Genomic DNA, 22,610 nt, shown 5'->3' with positions numbered 1-22,610 from the left:
AATTGGAAGGAGGGGGACTCATGGCTGATAAAGAACAATCACAACAAATTAAAGAAACTGAACAAACTCTTGAGCAAATTAAAGAGGGTTTAATGGAATTAGGAAAAAAACGGGGAACTTTAGCATATGAAGAGGTTGCGGACCGTTTATCTAATTTTGAGATTGAATCAGATCAAATGGATGAGTTCTATGAACAATTGGAAGAACAAGGTGTCGAAGTAATAGGTGAATCTGAAGATGATCCTAATATGAAGGAAATTGCTAAAGAAGAAGAATTCAATGTAGAGGATTTAAGTGTACCTCTTGGAATAAAAATAAATGATCCCGTAAGAATGTATTTGAAAGAAATTGGCCGTGTTAATTTACTTTCCGCAGCAGAAGAGATTGAACTTGCAAACCGCATAGAAGAGGGCGATGAGGAAGCAAAAAGAAGACTAGCTGAAGCTAACTTAAGACTGGTTGTAAGTATCGCTAAGAGATATGTTGGACGTGGAATGTTATTTCTCGATTTAATTCAAGAAGGTAACATGGGTCTGATGAAAGCTGTTGAAAAGTTTGATTATCGAAAAGGTTTTAAATTTAGTACGTATGCTACTTGGTGGATACGTCAGGCCATTACTAGAGCAATTGCGGATCAAGCTAGAACCATTCGTATTCCAGTTCACATGGTTGAAACGATTAATAAATTAATTCGAGTGCAACGTTCGCTTTTACAAGATCTTGGTAGGGAACCAACTCCAGAAGAAATCGGCGAAGAAATGGAACTAGCACCTGATAAAGTCCGAGAGATTCTAAAGATTGCTCAGGAACCTGTTTCATTAGAAACTCCTATTGGAGAAGAAGATGATTCCCATTTAGGTGATTTTATTGAAGATCAGGAAGCTATTTCGCCATCAGATCATGCTGCATATGAACTTCTTAAAGAACAATTAGAAGATGTTCTTGATACGCTTACGGATAGAGAAGAGAATGTTTTACGACTTCGTTTTGGTCTTGATGATGGACGTACTCGAACACTTGAAGAAGTAGGCAAAGTTTTTGGTGTTACTCGAGAACGTATCCGTCAAATTGAGGCTAAGGCTTTACGTAAACTTAGACACCCTAGCCGCAGTAAGCGACTAAAAGACTTTATGGACTAAATAGTTGTAGTCATTGGAAACGACTTTAGTTTTCAATGGCTCTTCTCTTTGTTAATTTTGTTTTTTCAGGGAAGGACTTTATATGCCTGACAACAATCGTATCAATATCATTGTTAATGAAATAAATTATTGGAAGCGTAATAAATTGCTGCCCGATACATACTGCGATTACCTTTTAGCATTGTATACGAAGGGAGAGAGCGATGATTTTTCTAAATCAAGCTCGTTCCAAACGGTGATTCCAATTTTGCAACTCGTACTATGTACGTTACTGTTACCGTTTTCTTTTCTTGTGATATATTTTACGAGATTTGAAGATGTTTTGCAACTCACGATTTTATTTCTTTTTCTTATTTACGCAATATGGTGTTTTAAATCCTTAAAGAAACATACAAACAATTTGTCTCATGTAGCTCTCGTAAACGCTTTATTTATTATGCTTTTGTTTAGTATTCATTTAGGAAAAACTTTGGCAAGTGGTAATTTTTTTGTCTATATTACAATTTTATTAAATTTTATTTGTTGGTTCTTTTTGGGTTATATAAAACAGTTAAAGTATTTAAAATATGCAAGTATTATTGGCCTGATTTTTGCCATTTTATATTATTTTATAAAATTTATTATCTAAATTCTTTAAACTTAGATGATTTTCGAGTAAACTATATATAGCCTTAATAAAAACCATTAAAAACTTGGCATTCGCCAAGTATTTGGTGAATGTCATAGTTGCACTTATGTAGATAGGAGTTTTTTTAACTTTCTGTTTACTAAAGAAAAAAGGGGATTACATAAGGAGGAAACGTAATGAAAAAGAACCCAGTCATACCATACGCAATTATTGCTGTAGTAGGGGTACTAGCTATCATTATTATTTCATTTATTGGGGTGAATCAACGAGAAGCGATTCAACAGGCAGAAGAAGGCGGAGAACAAGCTGTTGAAGAAGGAGAAGCATCAACTGATCCTGAAGAAATCTTTTCTGCTAACTGTTCTTCATGCCACGGTGCAGATTTATCCGGTGGAGCAGGTCCGGAGTTAACGACAATTGGGTCTAAATACAGTGCTGATGAAATTTCAGAAATTATCCAAAATGGTACAGATGGAGGAATGCCTCCATTTGGTGGATCACTTGCCCCAGAGGAAATAGAATTACTATCTGATTGGCTTAGTGAAAAACAATAATAATAAAGTTAAGCTTTCTGTTATAATCAGAAAGCTTTTCTTTTTGCTTGTTTGGAAAGTATAATAATGATTAAATTTAAAAGTCTGGACTAGCTTGGAAGGAGAGAACCATGACAATTACGATAAATTTATCCAGTCGATTAACTGAAGTAGCAAACTTTATTAATAAAGGTGCAAAATTTGCAGATATTGGTTCAGATCATGCTTATTTACCTTGTTATATATGCCTAAAAGACAAAACAGCTCGTGCCATTGCTGGAGAAATAAATGAAGGACCTTTTAATAGTGCGAAGAATATGGTAAGTGCTACTAAACTCAATGATGTTATTGAAGTGCGATTAGGGAATGGTTTGGAGATCATAACACAAGATGATAACATTGATCATGTTGTTATTGCTGGAATGGGTGGATCCTTAATTAAAACGATTTTAGAAGAAGGTAAGAAAAAACTTACTGATGTTAAACGTATCATTGCCCAGCCCAATATCGATGCTAGAAATGTACGGCGATGGTTTGTAAGTAATAATTTTAAAATTATAAATGAATCCATTATAGAAGAAAACGGCCATATTTATGAAATAATTGTTGCTGAACAAACAAAATCTTTACAAATGGACATACTTAATGAAAAAGAACTATTATTTGGTCCAATATTATTAAGAAACAAAAAAAGTGAATTTTATAAGAAGTGGCAGCATGAATATGAAAAAATGCAACAAGTTGTAGCACAAATGAAAAGTGCAAAGGTACGTAACACTGAAAAAATAGTACAGTTTGAAAAAGAATTAGTATGGATGGAGGAGGAACTATAAGATGAAAAAGCATCCAATTAATAATTCTAATGTATTTCAATTAATGGAGAAATGGGCACCCAAACATTTAGCATATGATTGGGACAATGTTGGATTACAGGTAGGTTCGTATCATCAAAATGTGAATAAAATAATGGTTACATTAGATGTATTAGAAACAGTTGTTGATGAGGCGATCCAGAAAGGGGTAAATTTAATTATTGCCCATCATCCCTTACTATTTAAACCTATCAAGCAAATTAACTTTGACTCCCCACAAGGAAGATTGATCAGAAAATTGATTGATCATCAAATTACGGTATACGCGGCTCACACTAATCTAGATGCTGCTATTGGTGGTGTAAATGATATGCTTTGCCAATCCATTGGAATACAATCCACAAGTAATTTGATAGATACATTCACACAGCGTTTACTTAAGATAGTTGTATATGTTCCAAAGACCCATGAAGAGGAAATTAGAAATGCCCTATCTGATAGTGGTGCTGGACATATTGGAAATTATAGTCATTGTACTTTCCAAACAAAAGGTGAAGGAACATTTAAACCATTGGAGGGGACAAATCCTTATATTGGCACAACTAATCAATTAGAGTTAGTAGATGAAGTTCGAATCGAAACTATTCTACCCGAAGAGAAACTTAATAAAGTCATTTCGTCCATATTAAAGGCTCATCCATATGAGGAGCCAGCATACGATATATATCCTCTAAAAAACAGTGGAAAACGTTTTGGGATTGGTCGCGTTGGTCTGTTACCTCAAAAAATAACCCTTGAAAAGTTATGTTCTCAAATTAAAAAATCTCTTAATATCTCAGGATTAAGGGTTACTGGTGATTTACAGAAAGAAGTTAAGAAGGTTGCAGTGTTAGGTGGAAGTGGAGAGAAATATATCCATACAGCTAAACAAAAAGGTGCGGATGTTTATATTACTGGAGATATGTCTTTTCATACAGCACAGGATGCTTGGCAAATGGGGTTATCTGTCATTGATGCTGGCCATTATATAGAAAATATTATGAAAAAACATACTGTGGAATATTTAAAAAATGAATTAAAACATCATCCTTCTGTAGAAATTCTTATGTCTGAAATAAACACCGATCCCTTTCAGTTTGTTTAGGAAGATAAAAACTTTCTTATCCGGTAATAGTACAACTAAGGCATTTGCTAATAGCAAAGTATTTAAAAAAGGAGCATTTATTATATGACAGAAAATCAATTTGAACAATTAGATTTAAAACCTAATATACTTGAAGTCATTCATCATTTAAAATTTAAGAAGCCTACTGAAATTCAGGAGAAAATTATTCCAAACATTATAAAAGGAAATAGTGTTATAGGTCAATCGAGAACAGGATCTGGTAAGACCCATGCCTATTTACTACCCCTATTTAATCAATTAGATAGTACAAAAAGGGAAGTACAATTTGTCATTACTGCCCCTACTAGAGAATTGGCAATGCAAATCTATGATGAAGTGAAGAAAATCATCCAACTTTCTAATAAAGAAGGAGAATGGGTAGCTAAGTTATTAGTAGGTGGAACAGACAAACAAAAAATGATGGAAAAATTAAAGCAGCCTCCACATATTATCGTAGGAACGCCTGGGAGAATTTTAGATTTAGTTAAAGAAGAGGCGCTTTCGATATATTCCGCAAAATCCTTCGTTATAGATGAGGCGGATTTAATGCTAGATCTAGGGTTTATTAACGATGTAGACCAACTTTTGGTACGAGCAAAAAGGGATATTCAATTATTGGTATTTTCAGCTACAATCCCTGTACGATTACAGAATTTTTTTAAAAAGTATTTAGAAAATCCGATTTATGTCAAAGTAAATGATCATTTTTCACCGGAAACAATGGAGCATTTATTAATTGCGGTTAAGCATAAAGAAAAAGCGGATATTATTTTGGAAATTTCAAAAGCAATCAATCCTTATATTAGCATTATTTTTACGAATGGTAAGAAACAAGCAGATGAACTTGCATCTGAACTGCAAGAAAAAGGTATAGACGTAGGGATTATTCATGGTGGTTTAACACCTAGAGAAAGAAAACGAGTACTTAAAGATATCCAAAATCTTCGGTACCAATACATTGTTGCCACTGATCTGGCTGCAAGAGGAATTGATATTAAGGGTGTTAGTCATGTTATTAACGCAGACCTACCGAAAGAAGAAGAATTTTATATTCATAGGGTTGGAAGAACCGCAAGAGCAGGTATGGAAGGTACGGCTATAAGTTTATACCAAGAAGCCGACTTAAAACTAATCCAAAAACTTGAAGATAAAGGTCTTTCATTCCAATATGTGGATGTTAAAAATGGCGAATGGACGAAAGCTAAATCATGGAATGACCGTCAATTAAGAAAGAATACAACCACTGATCTTGAAAAAGAAGCTTGGAAAAGGGTTCCGAAAGTTAAAAAAGTAAAACCCGGCTATAAGAAAAAACTAAAAAAGCAGCAAGTCTCTATAAAAAAACAATTGCAAAAAAATACGAAGCATAAAAAATAGAAATAAACAGAGATGAAATGAAGAGGGAGAGTGTATCAATATTGTTAAAAATTGGATCACATGTATCAATGAATGGTAAAAAAATGTTATTAGGTTCAAGTGAAGAAGCTACATCCTATGGAGCAAATACCTTTATGATTTATACAGGTGCACCCCAAAATACGCGAAGGAAACCAATAGAAGAGTTGAATATTGAGGCTGGTCGAGAACATATGGAAAAGAATGGTCTCACGGATATCATCGTACATGCGCCTTATATTATAAATATTGGAAATACGACAAAACCAGCAACTTTTGAACTTGGTGTTAACTTCTTAAGAAGTGAAATCGAACGTACAGAGGCTATTGGAGCGAAACAAATTGTTCTACACCCCGGTGCACATGTTGGAGCAGGGGTTGATAATGGAGTTAAAAAGATCATTGAAGGGTTAAATGAAGTTCTTGAAAAAAATAATGATGTACAGATTGCTTTAGAAACTATGGCCGGTAAAGGAACTGAAATTGGACGTACATTCGATGAAATTGCTCAAATTATCGATGGGGTTACCTTGAATGAAAAATTATCCGTTTGTATGGATACTTGTCATATTCACGACGCCGGATATGATATTGTAAATGATTTTGATGGGGTTTTAAATGAATTTGATAAAATCATTGGTGTGGAAAAAATAAAAGTTGTACATGTAAATGATAGTAAAAATGAGAAAGGAGCTCATAAAGACCGCCATGAAAATATTGGTTTCGGCCATATTGGATTTAAAGCGTTACATTATATTATCCACCACCCTCAGTTTCAAGAGTTGCCTAAAATATTAGAAACTCCGTATGTTGGTGAAGACAAGAAAAATAAAAAGGCTCCATATCGATTTGAAATTGAAATGATTAAAAATGGCCAATTTGAAGAAAACTTAAAGGAAAAAATACAAAATAGTTAATAACAAAGGCGCAAGCGCGCTTACAGGCTAAAACGCGACGTCCTGTGCTTCGTAGCGACGTACAAACTGGAGCACTCCGCAATGAGATAAAGGAAACACGGTGAGGTACGAACCGATGTTGACTTTCATCACAAGGGTATAAGTGCGACTAAGCCTCTGGTTTCACCAATCGGCAAGTCTTCTTTATCGTAGTGGAGGAGTGTGAAGTTTGGGACTGCGCTAACGCTCGTCCCACCAAAAAAATCTGCTAGTCGCTGGGCGCTGTAGCCGGACGTGGTCTTTCTTAAGACAAGATTTAATAAACTGCATTATTATGCTTTCTTATTTAAATTAAAAATAGGGGTAACCTAAGGTTAGCCCTATTTTTATTCAAATAAATATTCTAATCCATAAGACTTAATAAGTTCATTAAGTAATTTTCTTGCTGCCCTTGCTGTTTCTAAATCAGTAATATTTGCTAATTCCCTAAACATCGCTTCTCGATCATCGTGTTTAAATGGATCACCATTATAATGTTTTAAATAGTGGGATATCTGCTTAGCCTGTTCCTTTGAAATAGAGAAACCGTACTGATGAGAGTGATCTAATAAATCGTTATAACTTATTTGTTTAAGCTTCCTCCGTACTAATTCTTTGATGATAATGGACATTTTCGTACCTCCTTTAAAAAGAACCTGTTGTACTATATATGCATTCATTAAGATAAAATAAACTTGTATTATGAAATAAAACTACCTTTTAACTATGTTTCCACAAACTAACATTATAAACTTGAGGGGATTCCATACACTATAAATGCACCTCGACTAAAAAAGGAGGTCATTACCCATGGCGGATTATAAAGATATAGAAAATGCTCCAAGACGCGGTGAAGAGGCTAAAAATCAGGATTTTGTTGAAATAGAACCTGATAGCTCTAGAAATGAGGAATTTGCTGCAGAGTTTACAGCCGATGATTATGCTGTAAATGATAATGACGATGCTGATGTAAATAGTATGTATGGATGGATTGGTCTAGCTTTATCGATTATTTCCTTCTTTGTTTGGCCAATCGTTCTAGGTGCAGCAGGTATCATTTTAGGGTTTGTCTCTAGAGCCCGTGGTGCTGATACTTTAGGAAATATTGCAATTGCTGCAGGAGCAATTTCTATATTAGTAACCTTATTTATATTGCCTTTCGTTTAGATTAAAAATGGAGACTAAATACAGTCTCCATTTTTATTTATATAGCGGAAAATAATAGTAATTCTCTGGCTCCATGGAATTTGGATCTATATTGGGATTCAATTCTTGAAAATCATTTATAATTTTTTCAAAAGGTACTTTTATTTTTCCTTCATTTAAATCTTTAATAATAGATAATACAGTGTCCCCCCATTCAACTTTTACTTTTATTATCGTGTATTGACTATCCTTTGTTATAAAAGTTTCTATATCTTGGTACGGATTAATCATATCATCTCCTAATGATAAATCTTTATATATACTTGCTACTAGCAGTATAATGAACATATATAGAATTAATCGTTTGGAAAAGGACATATTTAATTTCTCCTTTTTTAATACCTAACTCAACTTTCGCAGCCCAAACTAGGCAGGTATACCTTGATATAGTTAGGTAATCCCGCAAACCAATACTGTAGTTGACTTTTGATTAACTTTTTGAATTTCTTGTTCGTTTTATTCAAAGCATCTTCAAGAAGCTCGATTAGTTGTTGTAATGCAACTGCCCAATCCAGTTCATTTACTTCGTCACAAAGTTCATAAAACATCCCGCCAAGTGTGCGGTCATCTGTACTACAGCGGTTTTGCCAAGACAAAAGGATATATCTTGAAAAGACAATCGTCGTGTGGCTGATTAGTGAATCATAGGATCTACCTTGAAATTCCTTTTGTAATTTCAACAGAGATTTTGTCGCCTTGAAAAAGACTTCAATGTCCCAGCGCATTCCGTAAATTCGAATAATCTCTGTTTCTGTTAACGTACAATCCGTACTTAAGATAGCTAACCATTCACTTCTTTTATTGCGATTTCGAACGAATACAACTTTTACTGGTACTCCGTTTGCCATCGTTGTATGAATAGAGTGCAAGATACTTTTGTTTCCCGATGCTGGTTTCGCTAGACGATAAAGTTCTTTTAAATTAACCCGTTTTTCATCAACTAAATAACGTTGATTGGTAGCTTTCACCATACCAATCACGTCTATACCTTGTTCCACAATCGATTGAATCAGTGGCTGCTGGGTAAACCAACTATCCATTAACACATAAGATGCGTCTATTCCTGCAGAAAGTGCCCGTGAAATCATAGATGGTAGTTGTTCTGGAGCTGTTTGTAGGGCTTCTTCCCGTCTTTTATAACCAGAAGTGCGTTTGTCTACTTTATTCGAAATATCATTGATTTTTGACTTCTTTGAGCTTAATAAGGAGAAGTCGACTGGCATGAAAGTGGCACCATCCGACCAACCAAGCGTAAGCATACGAAAACCTTTGTAAAAACGCATTTTTTGAGATGCGTGATCAAAACAGCGAGCCAGTAATTCTACTTTCTTACTCCGGTTCCGTTCATAGGCAGAGTCATCAACGATTAACACTTTTGGACGATCATTTTTGGTCAACCGACTTACTTTAGAAATGGTTGAAGCACTTAGTGAAAGTAAAAAACGGTGCCAATTATACTTGGAATAGTTTAAAAAGCGATAGATGGTGTCTTTCCCTGGCAGACTTTCTGATTTTTTGCTTTCAAGCAATCGAAACCAATTTTTCTGTTCGAAAATCAAACAAAATAGGAGCTGAAATAAATAAGCACAAGAAAACCCAAATCCTTTGGTGATACCGGCTTTCCGCAAATGTTTAAGCATCTCTAATTCATTAAAACCAGATTTTAATTCGGTTGGCATTTGATTATTTTGGTCATTATTCGCTATCATAGTAGGAGGCACCTCTTCTATTTGGGAGTTTTTTTCTAGACAATTAAACTATACCAAAAGTGGAGGTGTTTTTCTTTTTTATAGTAGGCAGATGTCAAGGTCCATAATGAATTTCCAAAAGTACTTTACCAGATAAAGGTTAGATGTCATTTTTACTCTGCGAAAGTTGAGTACCTAAGAAAACTGTTTTTCGTTGTCTGCCTGAGAGCTTGGATTTTTAAAATGAAACTTAATCTCAATTTTTTCGTATAATACATATAAAGGAGGGGTGTAATTGGAAATTTTTGAATTAGTATGGATTGGCTTTGTTTTAACAGGTTTAGGGTCATTGTTTTTAATCGGTGAAGTGTTAGTAAATGCTAGAGGAATTTTTGGTTTATTGGGAATTGGTTTTATTACCATTTATTTTGGTGCGTATGTTGTAGAAGCAAGTTTCTTTATAATTATGCTTATTTTATACTTTTTAGGACTAATACTAATCATTATTGATGGAAAAATTCTAAATGATGGTACATTAGCGACTATTGGTGTAGCCATTATGCTAGTTTCCGTTGCTTTAGTAGCACCTTCATTTACCTCGGGGTTGTACGCTGTACTTGGAGTAATTTTAGGTACTGCAGGCTCTTTTTTATTCTTAAAAGTCTTTAAGAAGCGGGAAATGTGGACAAAAATAGCTTTAAAGGATCAATTAACAAGTGAGGCAGGATATAACTCCTTGAACAAGGAATATGAAAAACTTTTAGGTCAAAGTGGAATCACCAAAACAGATTTACGCCCTGTTGGAACAATCGAAGTAAATAAAAAGGATTATAGCGCGGTATCTAACGGACAATGGATCGAGAAAAATACCCATATACAAGTAATTCAGGTTGATGGGACAAAAATATTAGTTGAAAAAATCAAATCGTAACAACGTAAAAGACTGTAAGTTAAGAGTCCTAAAGAGAAGTGTATTTGGGATCTTGACATAACAGTCTTTTTTATTGTTATTTTTGAAGGTAGAGTAATAATTAGTTTTTGTTGATGATTGTAAATTTAATGTAAAATTATGACGAAATATCTTTACAAGGAATTAACCTAACCTTAAGATAGAGTAGGGTTTTTTAATTAATGATAATCGGATGAAAGGATGTAATATCATTGGGTGTAGATATTCAGACACTACTCTTTGAATTTTTTGGTGGACTTGGGATCTTCCTTTTAGGTATTAAATTTATGGGAGATGGTTTACAAAAGTCTGCAGGTGACCGATTAAGAGATATACTTGATCGATTTACAAGTAATCCTTTCCTTGGCGTGCTTGCCGGAATGGTTGTAACGATGTTAATTCAAAGTAGTTCAGGTACGACCGTATTAACAGTAGGGCTTGTTAATGCAGGTTTTATGACATTAAGACAAGCAATTGGTGTTATTATGGGAGCGAATATTGGAACAACTATTACCGCTTTTATTATTGGTATTGATATTGGTGAATATGCTTTACCAATTCTTGCAGTAGGTGCATTTTTAATCTTTTTCTTTAAGAAACCAATTATTACTGCACTAGGACAAGCTCTTTTTGGTTTTGGTGCTTTGTTTTATGGCTTAGAGTTAATGAGTAGTGGTATGAAACCCTTACGTTCACTTGAGGCTTTTCATGAATTAACAGTAAGTATGAGTGATAATCCAATTCTTGGTGTTATCATCGGAACAGTCTTTACATTAATCGTACAAAGCTCAAGTGCAACGGTTGGTATTTTACAAGGACTATTTTCTGAAGGAGCTATAGCTTTAGACGCAGCTATTCCTGTTTTATTTGGTGATAATATTGGAACAACAATTACTGCGGTGTTAGCAGCAATCGGCGCTTCTGTTGCGGCAAGACGAGCAGCGTTGACTCACGTAATTTTTAATGTGATGGGTTCTATTATTTTTCTTATATTATTAATTCCATTTGTAGCTTTTGTATCATTCTTACAGACAAAATTAAATTTGAATCCAGAAATGACGATTGCATTTGCACACGGAAGCTTTAATGTTATGAACACGATTATACAATTTCCGTTTATAGCTGGATTGGCATGGATTGTTACGAAAATAATCCCAGGTAAAGATACGACTATTGAATATAAACCAAAATTCTTGGATCCGATTTTCATTGAGAGATCTTCTGCTTTAGCTTTAGATCAAGCGAAAAAGGAAATAGCCCGAATGGGAGAATATGCTTGTAAAGGTCTAGAAGAATCCAATCGATATTTAACTACAAGTTCTCAAAAACATTCAGATATGGCTATGCAAATTGAGGGAGCCATAAATAACCTAGATCGTAATATTACAGAATATTTAGTGACGGTATCAGGAAGATCTCTATCTGAACAGGAAAGTGAAAAACATACAGCATTAATGAACTCCGTCCGTGATATTGAACGAATAGGGGATCACTTTGAAAATTTAATTGAGTTGGTGGATTACAAAATTTCTAATAAAGTCCAAATTTCAGATAAGGCGATGGGTGAGTTAAACACTATGTTTGACTTAACTAATATGACTGTTAAACAAGCTGTAGATGCTTTAAGTGAGTCTGATAGAGAGAAAGCCTTAGAAGTTGTTCAACGAGAAGAAGAAATTGATAAGATGGAAAGAGATTATCGTAAGCGACATATTATTCGTATGAATAAAGGGCTTTGCAGTGGTTCAGCAGGTATAGTATTTGTTGATATCATAAGTAATTTAGAGCGTATTGGTGACCACGCAGTGAACATTGCTGAGTATGTTTTAGGTCATCATGATTAAAATAAAAGAGAAGGGATAAAACCTTCTCTTTTTTAATTGCAAATAAGAATAAAAGGTGATATTATAATAGACGTTGTTTATGTTTGTCGAGATTAATAAATAGTGTTGACAAACGAAAAAATACATGGTAAATTTTATATCGTTGTTAAATATTAACATTTCACTATTCCACAGTAGCTCAGTGGTAGAGCAATCGGCTGTTAACCGATCGGTCGTAGGTTCGAATCCTACCTGTGGAGCCAAAGTGGCGGCGTAGCTCAGATGGCGAGAGCGTACGGTTCATACCCGTGAGGTCGTGGGTTCGATCCCCTCCGCCGCTACCATTTTATTATTTAGTCACATGGCGGTCGTGGCGAAGTGGTTAACGCACCGGATTGTGGCTCCGGCATTCGTGGGTTCGATTCCCACCGATCGCCCGTTTATAAACTGGACCCTTAGCTCAGTTGGTTAGAGCTATCGGCTCATAACCGATCGGTCGCAGGTTCGAGTCCTGCAGGGTCCACCATATAATATCATATCACGGAGGTATACCCAAGTCTGGCTGAAGGGATCGGTCTTGAAAACCGACAGGCGGGTCAAACCGCGCGGGGGTTCGAATCCCTCTACCTCCTTTTTGCGAGAAAACAAGTATATAATATACTTGTTTTTTATTTGCGTAAATTTTTATCCCTCTTAATCGGGCAGTAAAACTAGTTGGGAGATCAACTGCCCGTAAAGGTCCGATAAGTATGACTAACCATAAGTGGGAGATGAAAGAAAACCCCGCTTATGGAAGTCTTCTTGATTTAACTATTTTTCATCTTTGTAAGGCAAAATATTTGCAACTATGTGATAGCAATGATAATCTTCTAGTTAAAGGGTGATAAACCTGAATTATCCATTTTAAATTTATTAAGGGAGGAAGATTTTTATGGCTAAATTTGAATTACCAGAATTACCATATGCATATGATGCATTAGAACCAACAATTGACAAGGAAACAATGAATATTCATCATACGAAACACCATAACACTTATGTAACAAATCTAAATGCAGCTGTTGAAGGAATTTCCGAATTAGAAGGAAAATCAGTTGAAGAATTAATCAGTAATTTAGATGCTGTTCCAGAAGCAAAACGTACAGCGGTACGCAATAATGGTGGTGGACATGCTAACCATAGTTTATTCTGGAAAGTTTTATCACCAAATGGTGGTGGTGAACCAACTGGTGAACTAGCTGAAAAGATTAATGCTAAATTTGGTAGCTTCGACAAATTCAAAGAAGAGTTTGAAAATGCTGCTAAAACACGTTTTGGTTCTGGTTGGGCTTGGCTAGTATCCAATAACGGTGAATTAGAAGTTATGAGCACTCCAAACCAAGATTCTCCACTTATGGAAGGTAAAACTCCTTTATTAGGTGTAGACGTTTGGGAACATGCATACTACCTAAAATATCAAAACAGACGCCCTGAATACTTAGCAGCATTTTGGAATGTTGTTAACTGGGATGAAGTAGCTAAAAACTACAAAGGTTAATAGCAAGTAATTTAAAAACACGTGGTATTTTACCACGTGTTTTTTTGCATATCTGACAATTATTCGCCAAGACTAACTTATTAAAGGAGTAGTTAGATATGGCGAAATTCATTCAAGCATTTGAAAACAAAATGGACGTTAATCGTGATTTATTATTACTATTACTAATAGGTGGCCTTTATTCCTTAGGTATTTTTCTTTCCAATACGTTTGTCAATATCTATTTATGGAGACAATCCGGAGATTATATTACGATTGCAGTTTATAATCTAGGAATTAATCTATTTCAAGCTCTAACCTTTATATTAGCAGGAAGGTTAGCTAAAAAAGTTGATCGGATTATAGTCCTAAGATTAGGTGTTATATTTTTGTCTGTGTTTTTCCTAAGTGTATTAATTATTGGAGAGAAAGCTTCTTATTTTAATTTTTTATTAGGTTGTTTATTAGGGATAGGTTATGGTTTTTATTGGTTAGCTTTTAATGTATTAACTTTTGAAATTACGGAACCGGATACAAGAGACTTTTTTAATGGGTTTTTAGGAGTTCTTCAATCTTTAGGTGGGATGATTGGTCCACTATTTGCAGGATTAATTATCGCGAAGTTAGACGGTAATGTAGGTTATACAACTATTTTTACTATTTCGTTTATATTATTTATTTTTGCAGTTATATCCAGTTTCTTTTTGAAACGAAGAAGTGCAAAAGGGGACTTTTACTTTAGAAGAATTCTATATGAGAGGAAAAATAATAAAAACTGGAGCAGAATATTATACGCTCATTTTTTTCAAGGTATACGAGAAGGAGTATTTGTTTTTGTTATATCTATTTGGGTGTTTATTGTAACAAAAAGTGAGTTTGCTTTGGGTACCTTCAACTTAGTTCTATCCGGGTTATCGGCCGTATTATATTTTATTGTGACTAAATATATAAAACCGGCGAGGAGAAAAAAAGCTATCCTAATCGGTGCTCTTCTTTTGTATATCTCGATTTTTATTATTTTATTTAATGTAAATTATTTATTACTTATTTTATATGCCATAGTCATAGGTATTGCTTATCCGATTATAAATGTACCCTATGTTTCTCTGACATATGATGTTATTGGAAAGGCCTGGAAAGCTGGAGAACTAAGAATAGAATATATCGTTGTTCGTGAGTTATTTTTAAATGTGGGAAGGATTGTTTCTGTACTGATTTTCTTACTGGGTGTTTCTCTTTTTGATGCAGAAAAAATCATTCCTATTCTTTTGGTAGTTTTTGGGGCCGGTCATTTAATTATTTATCTATATGTAAGGAATATATCAATGGGTAGTTCTTCTCGAAAGGAAATATTAATGAAAGAGCAATTAACTGACGAAAAAGATCGGTAAATATGATAAAATGTCTATGATTGATTGCATTTTAAATTTTGGGGGAGAACATATGTCAAAAATACGGAAGAAAAAGAAAAAGGCACAATTACCCTTCCGAATAAATATATTGTTCTTTGTTATCTTCTTGTTGTTCTCTGTTTTGATTTTGCAACTTGGTGTAGTTCAAATTTTAAATGGAGAAGCTTTTCAAAAAGAAATAGAAAGAACAATTCAAGATACAACGAAAATTCCTGTACCAAGAGGGAAAATCTATGACCGTAACCATAACCTTATCGTGGATAATGAGCCAGTCTACTCTATTACGTATACACCAGAAAAAGGAGTTCAAGCTGAAGATCGACTCAAAGTAGCAAAGCGATTAGCCGATTTTATTACGCTTGTACCTAAGGATGAAAATCCAGAAAAATATTTGGACAAAAAATTAACAGAAAGAGATTTAAAAGAATACTGGTATTTGTTAAATAAAAAAGAGGCAGATAGCAGACTTTCTGAAAAAGATATAGAAGAGTTGAGTAATGCAGAGGCTTATAATAAAACGTTAGATTTAATTACGGAAGAAGAAATAAGTAATTTTTCTCTTCATGATAAAGAGATTATCGCTATTAAAAAAGAGATAGACAAAGCTTATTCCTTAAGTCCACAAATTGTTAAAAATGAAGGAGTAACAGCAGAAGAATATGCTTTAGTTTCTGAACACTTATCTGAACTTCCAGGAATTAATGCTACAACGGATTGGAATCGTAATTATCCTTATGGTGAAACATTACAGAGTTTGTTAGGTGCTGTCACGACACAGGAAGAAGGTATCCCTGCTGAGAAAAAAGACTATTTCTTAACGCGAGGTTACAGTAGGAATGATCGTGTTGGAAAAAGTGGATTGGAACAATATTATGAAGATGTATTAAGGGGAAGAAAAGAGCAAATTGAATATACAACAACAAAAAATGGTGTTATTGTTGGTTCTGATACAGTTGTAGAGGGACAGCGCGGTAAAGATTTAGTATTAACGATTGACATGGATTTTCAGAAAGAAGTAGATAAAATTGTACAAGAGGAATTATTGGCCGCAATAAGAAAACATCCTGGTGCAAATAGACATTTAGACCAAGCTCTTGCGGTTGTGATGAATCCGAAGACTGGTGAATTACTAGCTGTATCTGGTCAACGTTATGATCGTTCTGAAGGGAAATTTCATAATGAATCATTCAGGACTTTATATGATTCACACCGTCCTGGATCAACTGTAAAGGGAGCAACGGTATTATCTGGTTATGAATCAGGTGTTATTAAACCCGGACAGACTTTTTACGATAGTCCAATTAAAATAGCGGGTACACAAAAGAAATCATCTTGGAAAAATTTAGGTACGGTAAGTGACTTAGATGCGTTAAAGTTTTCTTCAAACGTATATATGTTCTATATTGCTTTAAGAATGGGTGGGGATTATCGTTACCCATTTCCAAATAACAAAACTGCTTCAATAGATACCAATGCATTTCAGCAATTTCGCCATTATTTTGCGCAATTTGGTCTAGGATCTAGTACAGGAATTGATTATCCGTATGAAGCTACAGGATATGTTGGAACTGAGCTCATAGGAGGAAAACTGTTAGACTTTGCGATTGGTCAGTTTGATACGTATACTACTATGCAATTAGCTCAATATGTTTCCACTATTGCTAATGACGGGTATCGTGTTAAACCACATTTCTTAAAAGAAATACGAGAGTCAAATGGTACAGATGAAACATTAGGTTCCGTCTATCGTGTTGAAAATTCAACAGTACTTAATCGAATAGAAATGGATCATATTGACCGAGTGCAGGAAGGGTTTAGAAGAGTTTTTCAAGTGCCTGGAGGAACAGCATACTCTTACTTTGCGGGTAAAAGCTATAACCCGGCTGGTAAGACTGGAACAGCTCAAAGTGATTATTATGATCCTAAAACAGAAACATTATATACAACGGAGAATCGTTCCTTAGTTGGATATGCTCCATTTGATAATCCTGAAATTGCCTTCGCAATCATTGTACCTAACTTAGGGCCGAATGTTAGTGGACAATATCCTGTTAATAATGTAATTGGTGAACGGATTTTGGACACTTATTTTGAAATGAAACAAAAAGAAGACAAATTAGGCGATAAGATTAAAGACGAAAATCATGAGGAAGAAAATAATCAATAAAAAACCATAAACCTCTTTGAGGTTTATGGTTTTTTAGCAAGAAGAAAATTTATCCACGGACAGTAAGACTCCTGCCTGGGGAACAAGGTAGGTAGGTGGGAAATTAACTGCCGGTAAAGGTCTAATAAAGAAAAGGAAGCGTGGATTTTCCATGCTTCCTTTTCTTTAATAATTCATTAATGCTTGTGCTAATTCATAGTAGCTCATGTCACTAGTTACTTTTGTTTCTTTAGCTTTTACTTTTAAGCTATAATCATGTTTTTCAAGGTATTTTGTGAAATCGGAAGCCTTATCGATAATTCCATTTTCCTCAAGAAGGTTGCTAATAGAAGAAGTTGGCATTCCAGATTCGACATTTAAAACATAAGATTTATTTTCATCTTCTTTTTTATCTTCTTTTTCATCTTTTTTTGCTTGTTCATCGTCAGTTTCTTTTACTTCTTTCTCTTTATCCTTGCTTTCATCTTTCTTTTCGGATTTCTCTTTGTCAGAATTCTTATCCGCCTCATCAGAATTTTGCTCTGGTTTATTCTCATTTGGATTAACAGTCATAGCAATATATTCATCATTTGAAACCACATGATAGCCTTCCTCTTCTATAATAGGAATTAATTCTTCAGCTGATAGGTTGTTTTCCTTATTATTATCGGAAATGAGAACTACACCTAACATAATAATTCCTGCTGTTAACAATCCAAGTGAGAAAAATCTCACAAGTTGCTTCATTTAAATCACCTTTAATTCCTTATTATTTATATCTTTTCTATACCATCAGACAGTAATTCTTCTTCCAATATCTTAACTTTTTTCTTCATTTGATATGTATCCTGCATTGTTGTAATGGAAAGTTGTTCCACCTGACTTTCTAGTTCTTCTATTCTATCATTCATGAAAAATGATAATACAAAAAGAACAACCGCCACAGCTAAAATAGAAACTACTGCATAAATCATCTGTATTCCTCCTTTACCATTATTAGTTATAACATAGAATGATACTGGATACCAATGGTAATTATAGGTTTAGCTAAAATTCATTCTTAAACTCAAATAAAATATTCGAAATATAGTTCGCTTTTTTGGTGGTTTGTTAAATATTTTAAATCTATGTGTAAAATAGTTCTCGGGGATTTGAAACAAAATTCTAGAAAAAAAAGAAAAGGCGCTCTATCATAAATGTATGCTTCCCGGCAAATACATTAGAAAGAGGCCTTTTCATGAATACAATTATATCAAAAATTAGCGAATTATTAAAGGATACAAATGACTTAATTGAGTTTGAAGAACAAATTCAAATTAGTATATATGATCTACTTACTACACTAATGGGGAGCGTATTTACACAACTTAATCAAACGATTAAAAGAAGAATGCAAAGTAAAGGTTGGACGGTTGAACGAGAAGATGAAAAAACGATTCAGTTTATTTTTGGGGCGGTTCGCTTTACTCATACCTTGATGCGCGATGTGAATGGAAAGGCGCATTATCCTTTTGATGAATGGATTGGATTTAGAAAATATCAACGACATAGTCCTTTAGTTGAAGTAAAAGTGGCAGAGTTGGCTAGTGAGAGTACGTACCGAGAAACGGCACGCATATTAGGTGAATGGACCGCAGTAACTCTTAGTCATACAACTGTGGGAAGTATTGTGAAACGTGTTGGGAAGGCACAAGCGCGAGCTGATGAAGAAATGTTAGCGGAATTAGAGGAAGCTGCTTATTTACCAAAGGGAGATGAGTTGGATTTTTTATTTGCCGAGGCAGATGGTGTATTTGTGCGTGGAACAAAGAAAAAGACAAGTCATGAAGTCCATCATGCGATCATTCATGAAGGTTGGAGTAAAAATGGGAAGCGTATTTCCCTAAAGAATCCACAGGTCATCATGACAACCAAACCAACGAATGATTTTTGGAAAGAAGTCCAGGCGTATACAGCTAATCATTATTCCTTAGAAAACACTCAAGTTGTCACCAATAGTGATGGTGGTCCCGGTTATACGGCAGAACGTTTTCAAGAGGCTTTCTCACAGTCTAGTTATCCTGTTTTAAATCAATTGGATTCCTTTCACATTTCTAAAGCACTGAATCGAACTTTTGGAGTTAAAAAGAGCGAGTTTAAAGAAGGTGTACAAAAGGCAATCAAAGAACACGAACTGGATGATTTCATACGTTGGATGGATACATTGGAGAGCACTTTAGAAACGGATAAGCAGTTAGAAAAGGCCGAGGATTTTCGTAGATATATTGGCGGTAATTGGGATCGAATTTTTGATTGGAGAGAAAAAGTTGAGAATCCACCAAAAGAGGCAAGGGGCATGGGTGCAATGGAATCCAACCAACGACATATTTCATTCCGAATGAAAAAGCGTGGAATGCATTGGAGTTTAGAAGGTAGTGAGGCAATGGTGAAGATCAAACAAGGGATTCTAAATAAAACATTACGATCCGTCTATTTGAGAGACCAAAGGCGAAGTGTAAGAAAACAACGAGACGTGAAAAAAGTGGTTCGTATGACTGAATTTCTACGCCAGGAAACCCAGCCGTCAATTGGAGCAAAACAAGGTAAAATAAGCCTAAATACAGCTCATTCATCAGCTATTGGACAGTTAATAAAAAGTTTTAGATAACACCCTGATTTTTAGGTAAGGTTCTTGGTTTTTAGAACGTTACCTAAAAATTGGGGACAGCAAGCGACAAGGGTCGCGCGGTAGCCGAAAAAGTGTACAAAAATAGAGTGCCGGAAATATTGGTGTGAAAGACACACCGAGAAAAACTTGACACATACATTTTAAATTTCATTCTTGATTGTAAGCAGAAACTCTGATATTATTATTAAAGTCTAAACGAAATGTTCATTTTTCTAGTTTTTATAGTTTGGAGGGAAAAACATGCGCGTAAACATTACTTTAGCTTGTACTGAAACAGGTGATCGTAATTATATTACAACAAAAAACAAACGTACAAATCCTGAGCGTATTGAGCTTATGAAATATTGTCCACGTCTTAAAAAACACACTTTACATCGTGAAACAAAATAATGGATAAAAATCCCTTGTCTATACGGACAGGGGATTTTTAATTTATTCCACCGAAACGGGCAAGTCCTCTTTATATGATAATGTATAAATACCTTCTCATTTCAAAAACTAATCAAAATATGAGTAAAAGAAGGTGTGAATATGAAAGGAATAACCTCGCTAGTTTCTTTATTTATCGCGATCTATTATGTTTATAAAAATCGATATCGAATTTTTAATTTTATTATGAAAGTGAACTTCTTACGTAAATATGCAGTACGAATCTCCATGAGTATTCCAAATTTACGTTATAAACTTTTGCCAAGTATATTTGATATGGAAAGCGAATAATAAAAAAAACGTTTGGGAAAAGAAGTTGCTTTTTGTTGCAACTTCTTTTTTTGCAGAAAAAAAGGCAAAGTTTTCTAATCGTAAATACAACTGTTATGATATAAGGGAAAGGAAGGTGAATAAATGGACACGAATGATTCGTACATAATGCATACTATCGCATCCAAGTTAGTTAATCGAGAAGGTTATGAAGTAATACATATTAACCCAAAGGAAATTTGGTTAGAACAATATAAAAATAAACATTCCAATATCGTTAGACTAACTTTAAATGGATACGATTGGAAAAATCATTTAAAAAAGGATATTTTTATTGTCTTACAAAAAGTTAGTAAAATGAAACGTCCCTTTAAAAGTAGGAAAATGACATTATTTAATGTATATATTTCTTCTCAGTATCCAATAGATAGTTGGGAATATCTAAAAAAGCCAATTCAGCTAAAAGATAAAAACTTCATACAACATAAGATGTTTTACATACATAAAGAAGATAAGGAACAAGAAATATTAAGACTCCAACATTCTATTGATACGGATTCTTTTGAAATAAATGATAAACTACCGGATTCAGAGAAAGAAAAGCAAATTCATATTAATCGAGAACAACTAATAAATAAACGGAAAAGTAAACAAGAAACGGTTGAAAAAGTTTTTTCTTATGGAAAGCCATTTTTCACATATGTTTTCATTATCATTAATTTATTGATGTTCTTTCTCCTTGAAGTAAAAGGAGGGAGCACTAATACGGATACTTTATTACAATACGGTGCTAAATATAATCCGGGTATGATAGAAGATAATCAATGGTGGCGTATACTTAGTTCGATGTTCATTCACATTGGCTTCTTCCATTTATTAATGAATGTAATGGCCATTTATTATTTAGGAATATTAGTAGAGAAAATGTATGGACGTTGGCGATTTTTATTTATATACTTACTATCGGGAATTGGAGGGGGACTTGCAAGCTTTGCATTTTCTGTCAACATTTCTGCAGGAGCCTCAGGAGCGATATTTGGATTATTTGGGGCGCTATTATTTTTCGGTTTCATTTATAGGGAAATATTTTTTCAAACATTAGGATCGAATGTGCTGCTAATTCTAGCCATTAATCTTATACTTGGCTTTGTTGTCCAACAAATTGACATGGCCGCTCACATAGGTGGGCTAGTTGCTGGATTCATTGCATCTGCTATTATATTTCTTCCAAAAAAGAAAAAAATAGTTATTCAATTATTTGCTGCCCTTGTTTTTGCAGTAAGTTTATTATACTTGGTTAATTTCGGGATTCACAATAACCTTAATAAACAAGAGTATCATTTAATGATGCTGGAAGAATCCCTTTCGGATAAAGAATATGAAAAGGTTGTAAAAATTGCTAATGATGCATTACATGCAAAAGGAAATTCAGAAGCGATTATTTATTTTCAAAGATCTTACGCCTTTATTAAACTTAACCAAACAAATGAGGCAATTGCAGATCTTGAAAAAAGTATTCGTTATGAACCCTTATCTGAAGCCTATTATAATTTAGCATACCTATATTATGAAATAGGTGATGAAGAGAGAGCAAAGGAGAATGTTATTGAAGCCTACACAAGAAATCCGGAAAATAAGGATTTTATAAAATTATATGAAGAAATAACGGGGGAATCTTTGTAAACACACTATTCATTTAAGTATAGAAAATGATAATAAGTTTAAACTAAATCTATCATTATTCATATGCTAGGTGTGATCCTATAACGAAAATGTAAATTATACTAATAAAAGATTAGCAGTAGGTGAGTGTGACTAACCATCAGTGGGGGATGAAGAAAAACCCCCACAGATGGAAGTCTTCTTTATATTACTTATTAAATTTGATATAATTAA

21 protein-coding genes and 5 tRNA genes are annotated in these 22,610 nt (G+C 34.2%); 21 read left to right on the top strand and 5 right to left on the bottom strand.

The genetic code is table 11. From position 1 onward, the window contains the following. The first annotated feature begins 20 nt into the window (after window positions 1–20). From rpoD to MHI02_RS12170, 6 genes are all read left to right on the top strand, one after another. Window positions 21–1,139, top strand: a complete 1,119-nt coding sequence (gene rpoD, locus MHI02_RS12195; protein ID WP_047183809.1) for an RNA polymerase sigma factor RpoD — start codon at window positions 21–23, stop codon at window positions 1,137–1,139. An 804-nt stretch (window positions 1,140–1,943) separates the two neighbouring features. Continuing rightward, the gene (gene cccA / locus MHI02_RS12190; RefSeq protein ID WP_047183810.1) at window positions 1,944–2,321 is read left to right on the top strand and encodes a cytochrome c550; all 378 of its coding nucleotides are present in this window, start codon (window positions 1,944–1,946) and stop codon (window positions 2,319–2,321) included. A gap of 110 nt (window positions 2,322–2,431) precedes the next feature. Further along, the gene (locus MHI02_RS12185; protein ID WP_052771611.1) at window positions 2,432–3,133 is read left to right on the top strand and encodes a tRNA (adenine(22)-N(1))-methyltransferase; all 702 of its coding nucleotides are present in this window, start codon (window positions 2,432–2,434) and stop codon (window positions 3,131–3,133) included. 1 nt (window position 3,134) lies between these two features. Then, a complete protein-coding gene (locus MHI02_RS12180) occupies window positions 3,135–4,256 on the top strand; it encodes a Nif3-like dinuclear metal center hexameric protein (RefSeq protein ID WP_047183811.1) in 1,122 nt (373 codons plus the stop codon). 84 nt (window positions 4,257–4,340) lie between these two features. Further along, entirely contained in the window at window positions 4,341–5,654 is a 1,314-nt protein-coding gene (locus MHI02_RS12175; RefSeq protein ID WP_341165934.1) for a DEAD/DEAH box helicase, read from the top strand. A 41-nt stretch (window positions 5,655–5,695) separates the two neighbouring features. After that, window positions 5,696–6,589: a deoxyribonuclease IV gene (locus MHI02_RS12170; protein WP_047183813.1), complete on the top strand. Its 894-nt coding sequence runs from the start codon at window positions 5,696–5,698 to the stop codon at window positions 6,587–6,589. 365 nt (window positions 6,590–6,954) lie between these two features. On the opposite strand, the gene MHI02_RS12165 is transcribed toward MHI02_RS12170, so the two are convergent. Further along, complete coding sequence (locus MHI02_RS12165) at window positions 6,955–7,239, bottom strand: DUF2624 domain-containing protein (protein WP_047183814.1); 285 nt, start codon at window positions 7,237–7,239, stop codon at window positions 6,955–6,957. A gap of 178 nt (window positions 7,240–7,417) precedes the next feature. Between MHI02_RS12165 and MHI02_RS12160 the strand changes: the two genes are divergently transcribed. Continuing rightward, complete coding sequence (locus MHI02_RS12160; protein ID WP_047183815.1) at window positions 7,418–7,774, top strand: hypothetical protein; 357 nt, start codon at window positions 7,418–7,420, stop codon at window positions 7,772–7,774. Between the two features lie 33 nt (window positions 7,775–7,807). On the opposite strand, the gene MHI02_RS12155 is transcribed toward MHI02_RS12160, so the two are convergent. Both MHI02_RS12155 and MHI02_RS12150 read right to left on the bottom strand, forming a co-directional pair. Further along, a complete protein-coding gene (locus MHI02_RS12155; RefSeq protein ID WP_047183816.1) occupies window positions 7,808–8,131 on the bottom strand; it encodes a hypothetical protein in 324 nt (107 codons plus the stop codon). A 29-nt stretch (window positions 8,132–8,160) separates the two neighbouring features. Continuing rightward, on the bottom strand, window positions 8,161–9,522 hold the full coding sequence (locus MHI02_RS12150; protein ID WP_341165933.1) for an IS4 family transposase: 1,362 nt from the start codon (window positions 9,520–9,522) through the stop codon (window positions 8,161–8,163). A 274-nt stretch (window positions 9,523–9,796) separates the two neighbouring features. Here MHI02_RS12150 and MHI02_RS12145 point away from each other — a divergent pair, with 274 nt between their 5' ends. The 10 genes from MHI02_RS12145 to MHI02_RS12100 all read left to right on the top strand — a co-directional run bounded on the left by MHI02_RS12145 (window position 9,797) and on the right by MHI02_RS12100 (window position 17,368). Continuing rightward, window positions 9,797–10,432, top strand: coding sequence for an NfeD family protein (locus tag MHI02_RS12145; RefSeq protein ID WP_047183817.1), 636 nt, complete (start codon window positions 9,797–9,799; stop codon window positions 10,430–10,432). 230 nt (window positions 10,433–10,662) lie between these two features. After that, window positions 10,663–12,294 carry a Na/Pi cotransporter family protein gene (locus tag MHI02_RS12140; protein WP_341165932.1) on the top strand — a complete coding sequence of 544 codons (1,632 nt, stop codon included), beginning with the start codon at window positions 10,663–10,665 and terminating at the stop codon, window positions 12,292–12,294. Between the two features lie 167 nt (window positions 12,295–12,461). Further along, window positions 12,462–12,536: transfer RNA gene (locus tag MHI02_RS12135), tRNA-Asn, on the top strand. A 4-nt stretch (window positions 12,537–12,540) separates the two neighbouring features. Further along, a tRNA-Met gene (locus MHI02_RS12130) sits at window positions 12,541–12,617 on the top strand. Between the two features lie 20 nt (window positions 12,618–12,637). Next, window positions 12,638–12,710 (top strand) — tRNA-His (locus MHI02_RS12125). A 12-nt stretch (window positions 12,711–12,722) separates the two neighbouring features. Further along, window positions 12,723–12,799 (top strand) — tRNA-Ile (locus MHI02_RS12120). Window positions 12,800–12,815: 16 nt separating this feature from the next. After that, window positions 12,816–12,905 (top strand) — tRNA-Ser (locus tag MHI02_RS12115). Window positions 12,906–13,204: 299 nt separating this feature from the next. Next, window positions 13,205–13,810: a superoxide dismutase gene (locus MHI02_RS12110; RefSeq protein WP_047183819.1), complete on the top strand. Its 606-nt coding sequence runs from the start codon at window positions 13,205–13,207 to the stop codon at window positions 13,808–13,810. 98 nt (window positions 13,811–13,908) lie between these two features. Continuing rightward, complete coding sequence (locus tag MHI02_RS12105) at window positions 13,909–15,180, top strand: MFS transporter (RefSeq protein ID WP_060668998.1); 1,272 nt, start codon at window positions 13,909–13,911, stop codon at window positions 15,178–15,180. Between the two features lie 52 nt (window positions 15,181–15,232). After that, a complete protein-coding gene (locus MHI02_RS12100; RefSeq protein WP_341165931.1) occupies window positions 15,233–17,368 on the top strand; it encodes a peptidoglycan D,D-transpeptidase FtsI family protein in 2,136 nt (711 codons plus the stop codon). 165 nt (window positions 17,369–17,533) lie between these two features. On the opposite strand, the gene MHI02_RS12095 is transcribed toward MHI02_RS12100, so the two are convergent. Next, window positions 17,534–18,094, bottom strand: a complete 561-nt coding sequence (locus MHI02_RS12095) for a hypothetical protein (protein WP_047183822.1) — start codon at window positions 18,092–18,094, stop codon at window positions 17,534–17,536. Window positions 18,095–18,120: 26 nt separating this feature from the next. Further along, window positions 18,121–18,321 carry a hypothetical protein gene (locus MHI02_RS12090; RefSeq protein ID WP_047183823.1) on the bottom strand — a complete coding sequence of 67 codons (201 nt, stop codon included), beginning with the start codon at window positions 18,319–18,321 and terminating at the stop codon, window positions 18,121–18,123. Between the two features lie 263 nt (window positions 18,322–18,584). Between MHI02_RS12090 and MHI02_RS12085 the strand changes: the two genes are divergently transcribed. The 4 genes from MHI02_RS12085 (at window position 18,585) to MHI02_RS12070 (ending at window position 22,397) form a co-directional block, all read left to right on the top strand. Continuing rightward, window positions 18,585–19,994, top strand: coding sequence for an ISLre2 family transposase (locus tag MHI02_RS12085; protein WP_047184960.1), 1,410 nt, complete (start codon window positions 18,585–18,587; stop codon window positions 19,992–19,994). Between the two features lie 261 nt (window positions 19,995–20,255). Then, window positions 20,256–20,405 (top strand): 50S ribosomal protein L33, encoded by a 150-nt coding sequence (gene rpmG, locus MHI02_RS12080; RefSeq protein ID WP_026681152.1) that lies wholly within the window; start codon window positions 20,256–20,258, stop codon window positions 20,403–20,405. Between the two features lie 141 nt (window positions 20,406–20,546). Beyond that, window positions 20,547–20,735, top strand: a complete 189-nt coding sequence (locus MHI02_RS12075) for a hypothetical protein (RefSeq protein WP_047183824.1) — start codon at window positions 20,547–20,549, stop codon at window positions 20,733–20,735. A gap of 123 nt (window positions 20,736–20,858) precedes the next feature. Then, complete coding sequence (locus MHI02_RS12070; RefSeq protein ID WP_047183825.1) at window positions 20,859–22,397, top strand: rhomboid family protein; 1,539 nt, start codon at window positions 20,859–20,861, stop codon at window positions 22,395–22,397. The last annotated feature ends 213 nt before the right edge of the window (window positions 22,398–22,610 follow it).

The sequence above is a fragment of the Oceanobacillus sp. FSL K6-0118 genome (assembly GCF_038006665.1).
Classification (GTDB): domain Bacteria; phylum Bacillota; class Bacilli; order Bacillales; family Amphibacillaceae; genus Oceanobacillus; species Oceanobacillus caeni.
The sequence above is the reverse complement of the archived record's forward strand: the minus strand, read 5'-3'. Positions and strand labels throughout refer to the sequence as shown.

Bases quoted from the DNA above. Each gene is read 5' to 3' on its own strand.
- cccA (WP_047183810.1), top strand. From the start codon at position 1,944: ATGAAAAAGAACCCAGTCATACCATACGCAATTATTGCTGTAGTAGGG.
- MHI02_RS12165 (WP_047183814.1), bottom strand. From the start codon at position 7,239: ATGTCCATTATCATCAAAGAATTAGTACGGAGGAAGCTTAAACAAATA.
- MHI02_RS12155 (WP_047183816.1), bottom strand. From the start codon at position 8,131: ATGTCCTTTTCCAAACGATTAATTCTATATATGTTCATTATACTGCTA.
- MHI02_RS12085 (WP_047184960.1), top strand. From the start codon at position 18,585: ATGAATACAATTATATCAAAAATTAGCGAATTATTAAAGGATACAAAT.
- MHI02_RS12180 (WP_047183811.1), top strand. From the start codon at position 3,135: ATGAAAAAGCATCCAATTAATAATTCTAATGTATTTCAATTAATGGAG.
- MHI02_RS12185 (WP_052771611.1), top strand. From the start codon at position 2,432: ATGACAATTACGATAAATTTATCCAGTCGATTAACTGAAGTAGCAAAC.
- rpmG (WP_026681152.1), top strand. From the start codon at position 20,256: ATGCGCGTAAACATTACTTTAGCTTGTACTGAAACAGGTGATCGTAAT.
- MHI02_RS12070 (WP_047183825.1), top strand. From the start codon at position 20,859: ATGGACACGAATGATTCGTACATAATGCATACTATCGCATCCAAGTTA.
- MHI02_RS12095 (WP_047183822.1), bottom strand. From the start codon at position 18,094: ATGAAGCAACTTGTGAGATTTTTCTCACTTGGATTGTTAACAGCAGGA.
- MHI02_RS12105 (WP_060668998.1), top strand. From the start codon at position 13,909: ATGGCGAAATTCATTCAAGCATTTGAAAACAAAATGGACGTTAATCGT.
- MHI02_RS12075 (WP_047183824.1), top strand. From the start codon at position 20,547: ATGAAAGGAATAACCTCGCTAGTTTCTTTATTTATCGCGATCTATTAT.
- MHI02_RS12160 (WP_047183815.1), top strand. From the start codon at position 7,418: ATGGCGGATTATAAAGATATAGAAAATGCTCCAAGACGCGGTGAAGAG.
- rpoD (WP_047183809.1), top strand. From the start codon at position 21: ATGGCTGATAAAGAACAATCACAACAAATTAAAGAAACTGAACAAACT.
- MHI02_RS12150 (WP_341165933.1), bottom strand. From the start codon at position 9,522: ATGATAGCGAATAATGACCAAAATAATCAAATGCCAACCGAATTAAAA.
- MHI02_RS12090 (WP_047183823.1), bottom strand. From the start codon at position 18,321: ATGATTTATGCAGTAGTTTCTATTTTAGCTGTGGCGGTTGTTCTTTTT.
- MHI02_RS12175 (WP_341165934.1), top strand. From the start codon at position 4,341: ATGACAGAAAATCAATTTGAACAATTAGATTTAAAACCTAATATACTT.
- MHI02_RS12100 (WP_341165931.1), top strand. From the start codon at position 15,233: ATGTCAAAAATACGGAAGAAAAAGAAAAAGGCACAATTACCCTTCCGA.
- MHI02_RS12110 (WP_047183819.1), top strand. From the start codon at position 13,205: ATGGCTAAATTTGAATTACCAGAATTACCATATGCATATGATGCATTA.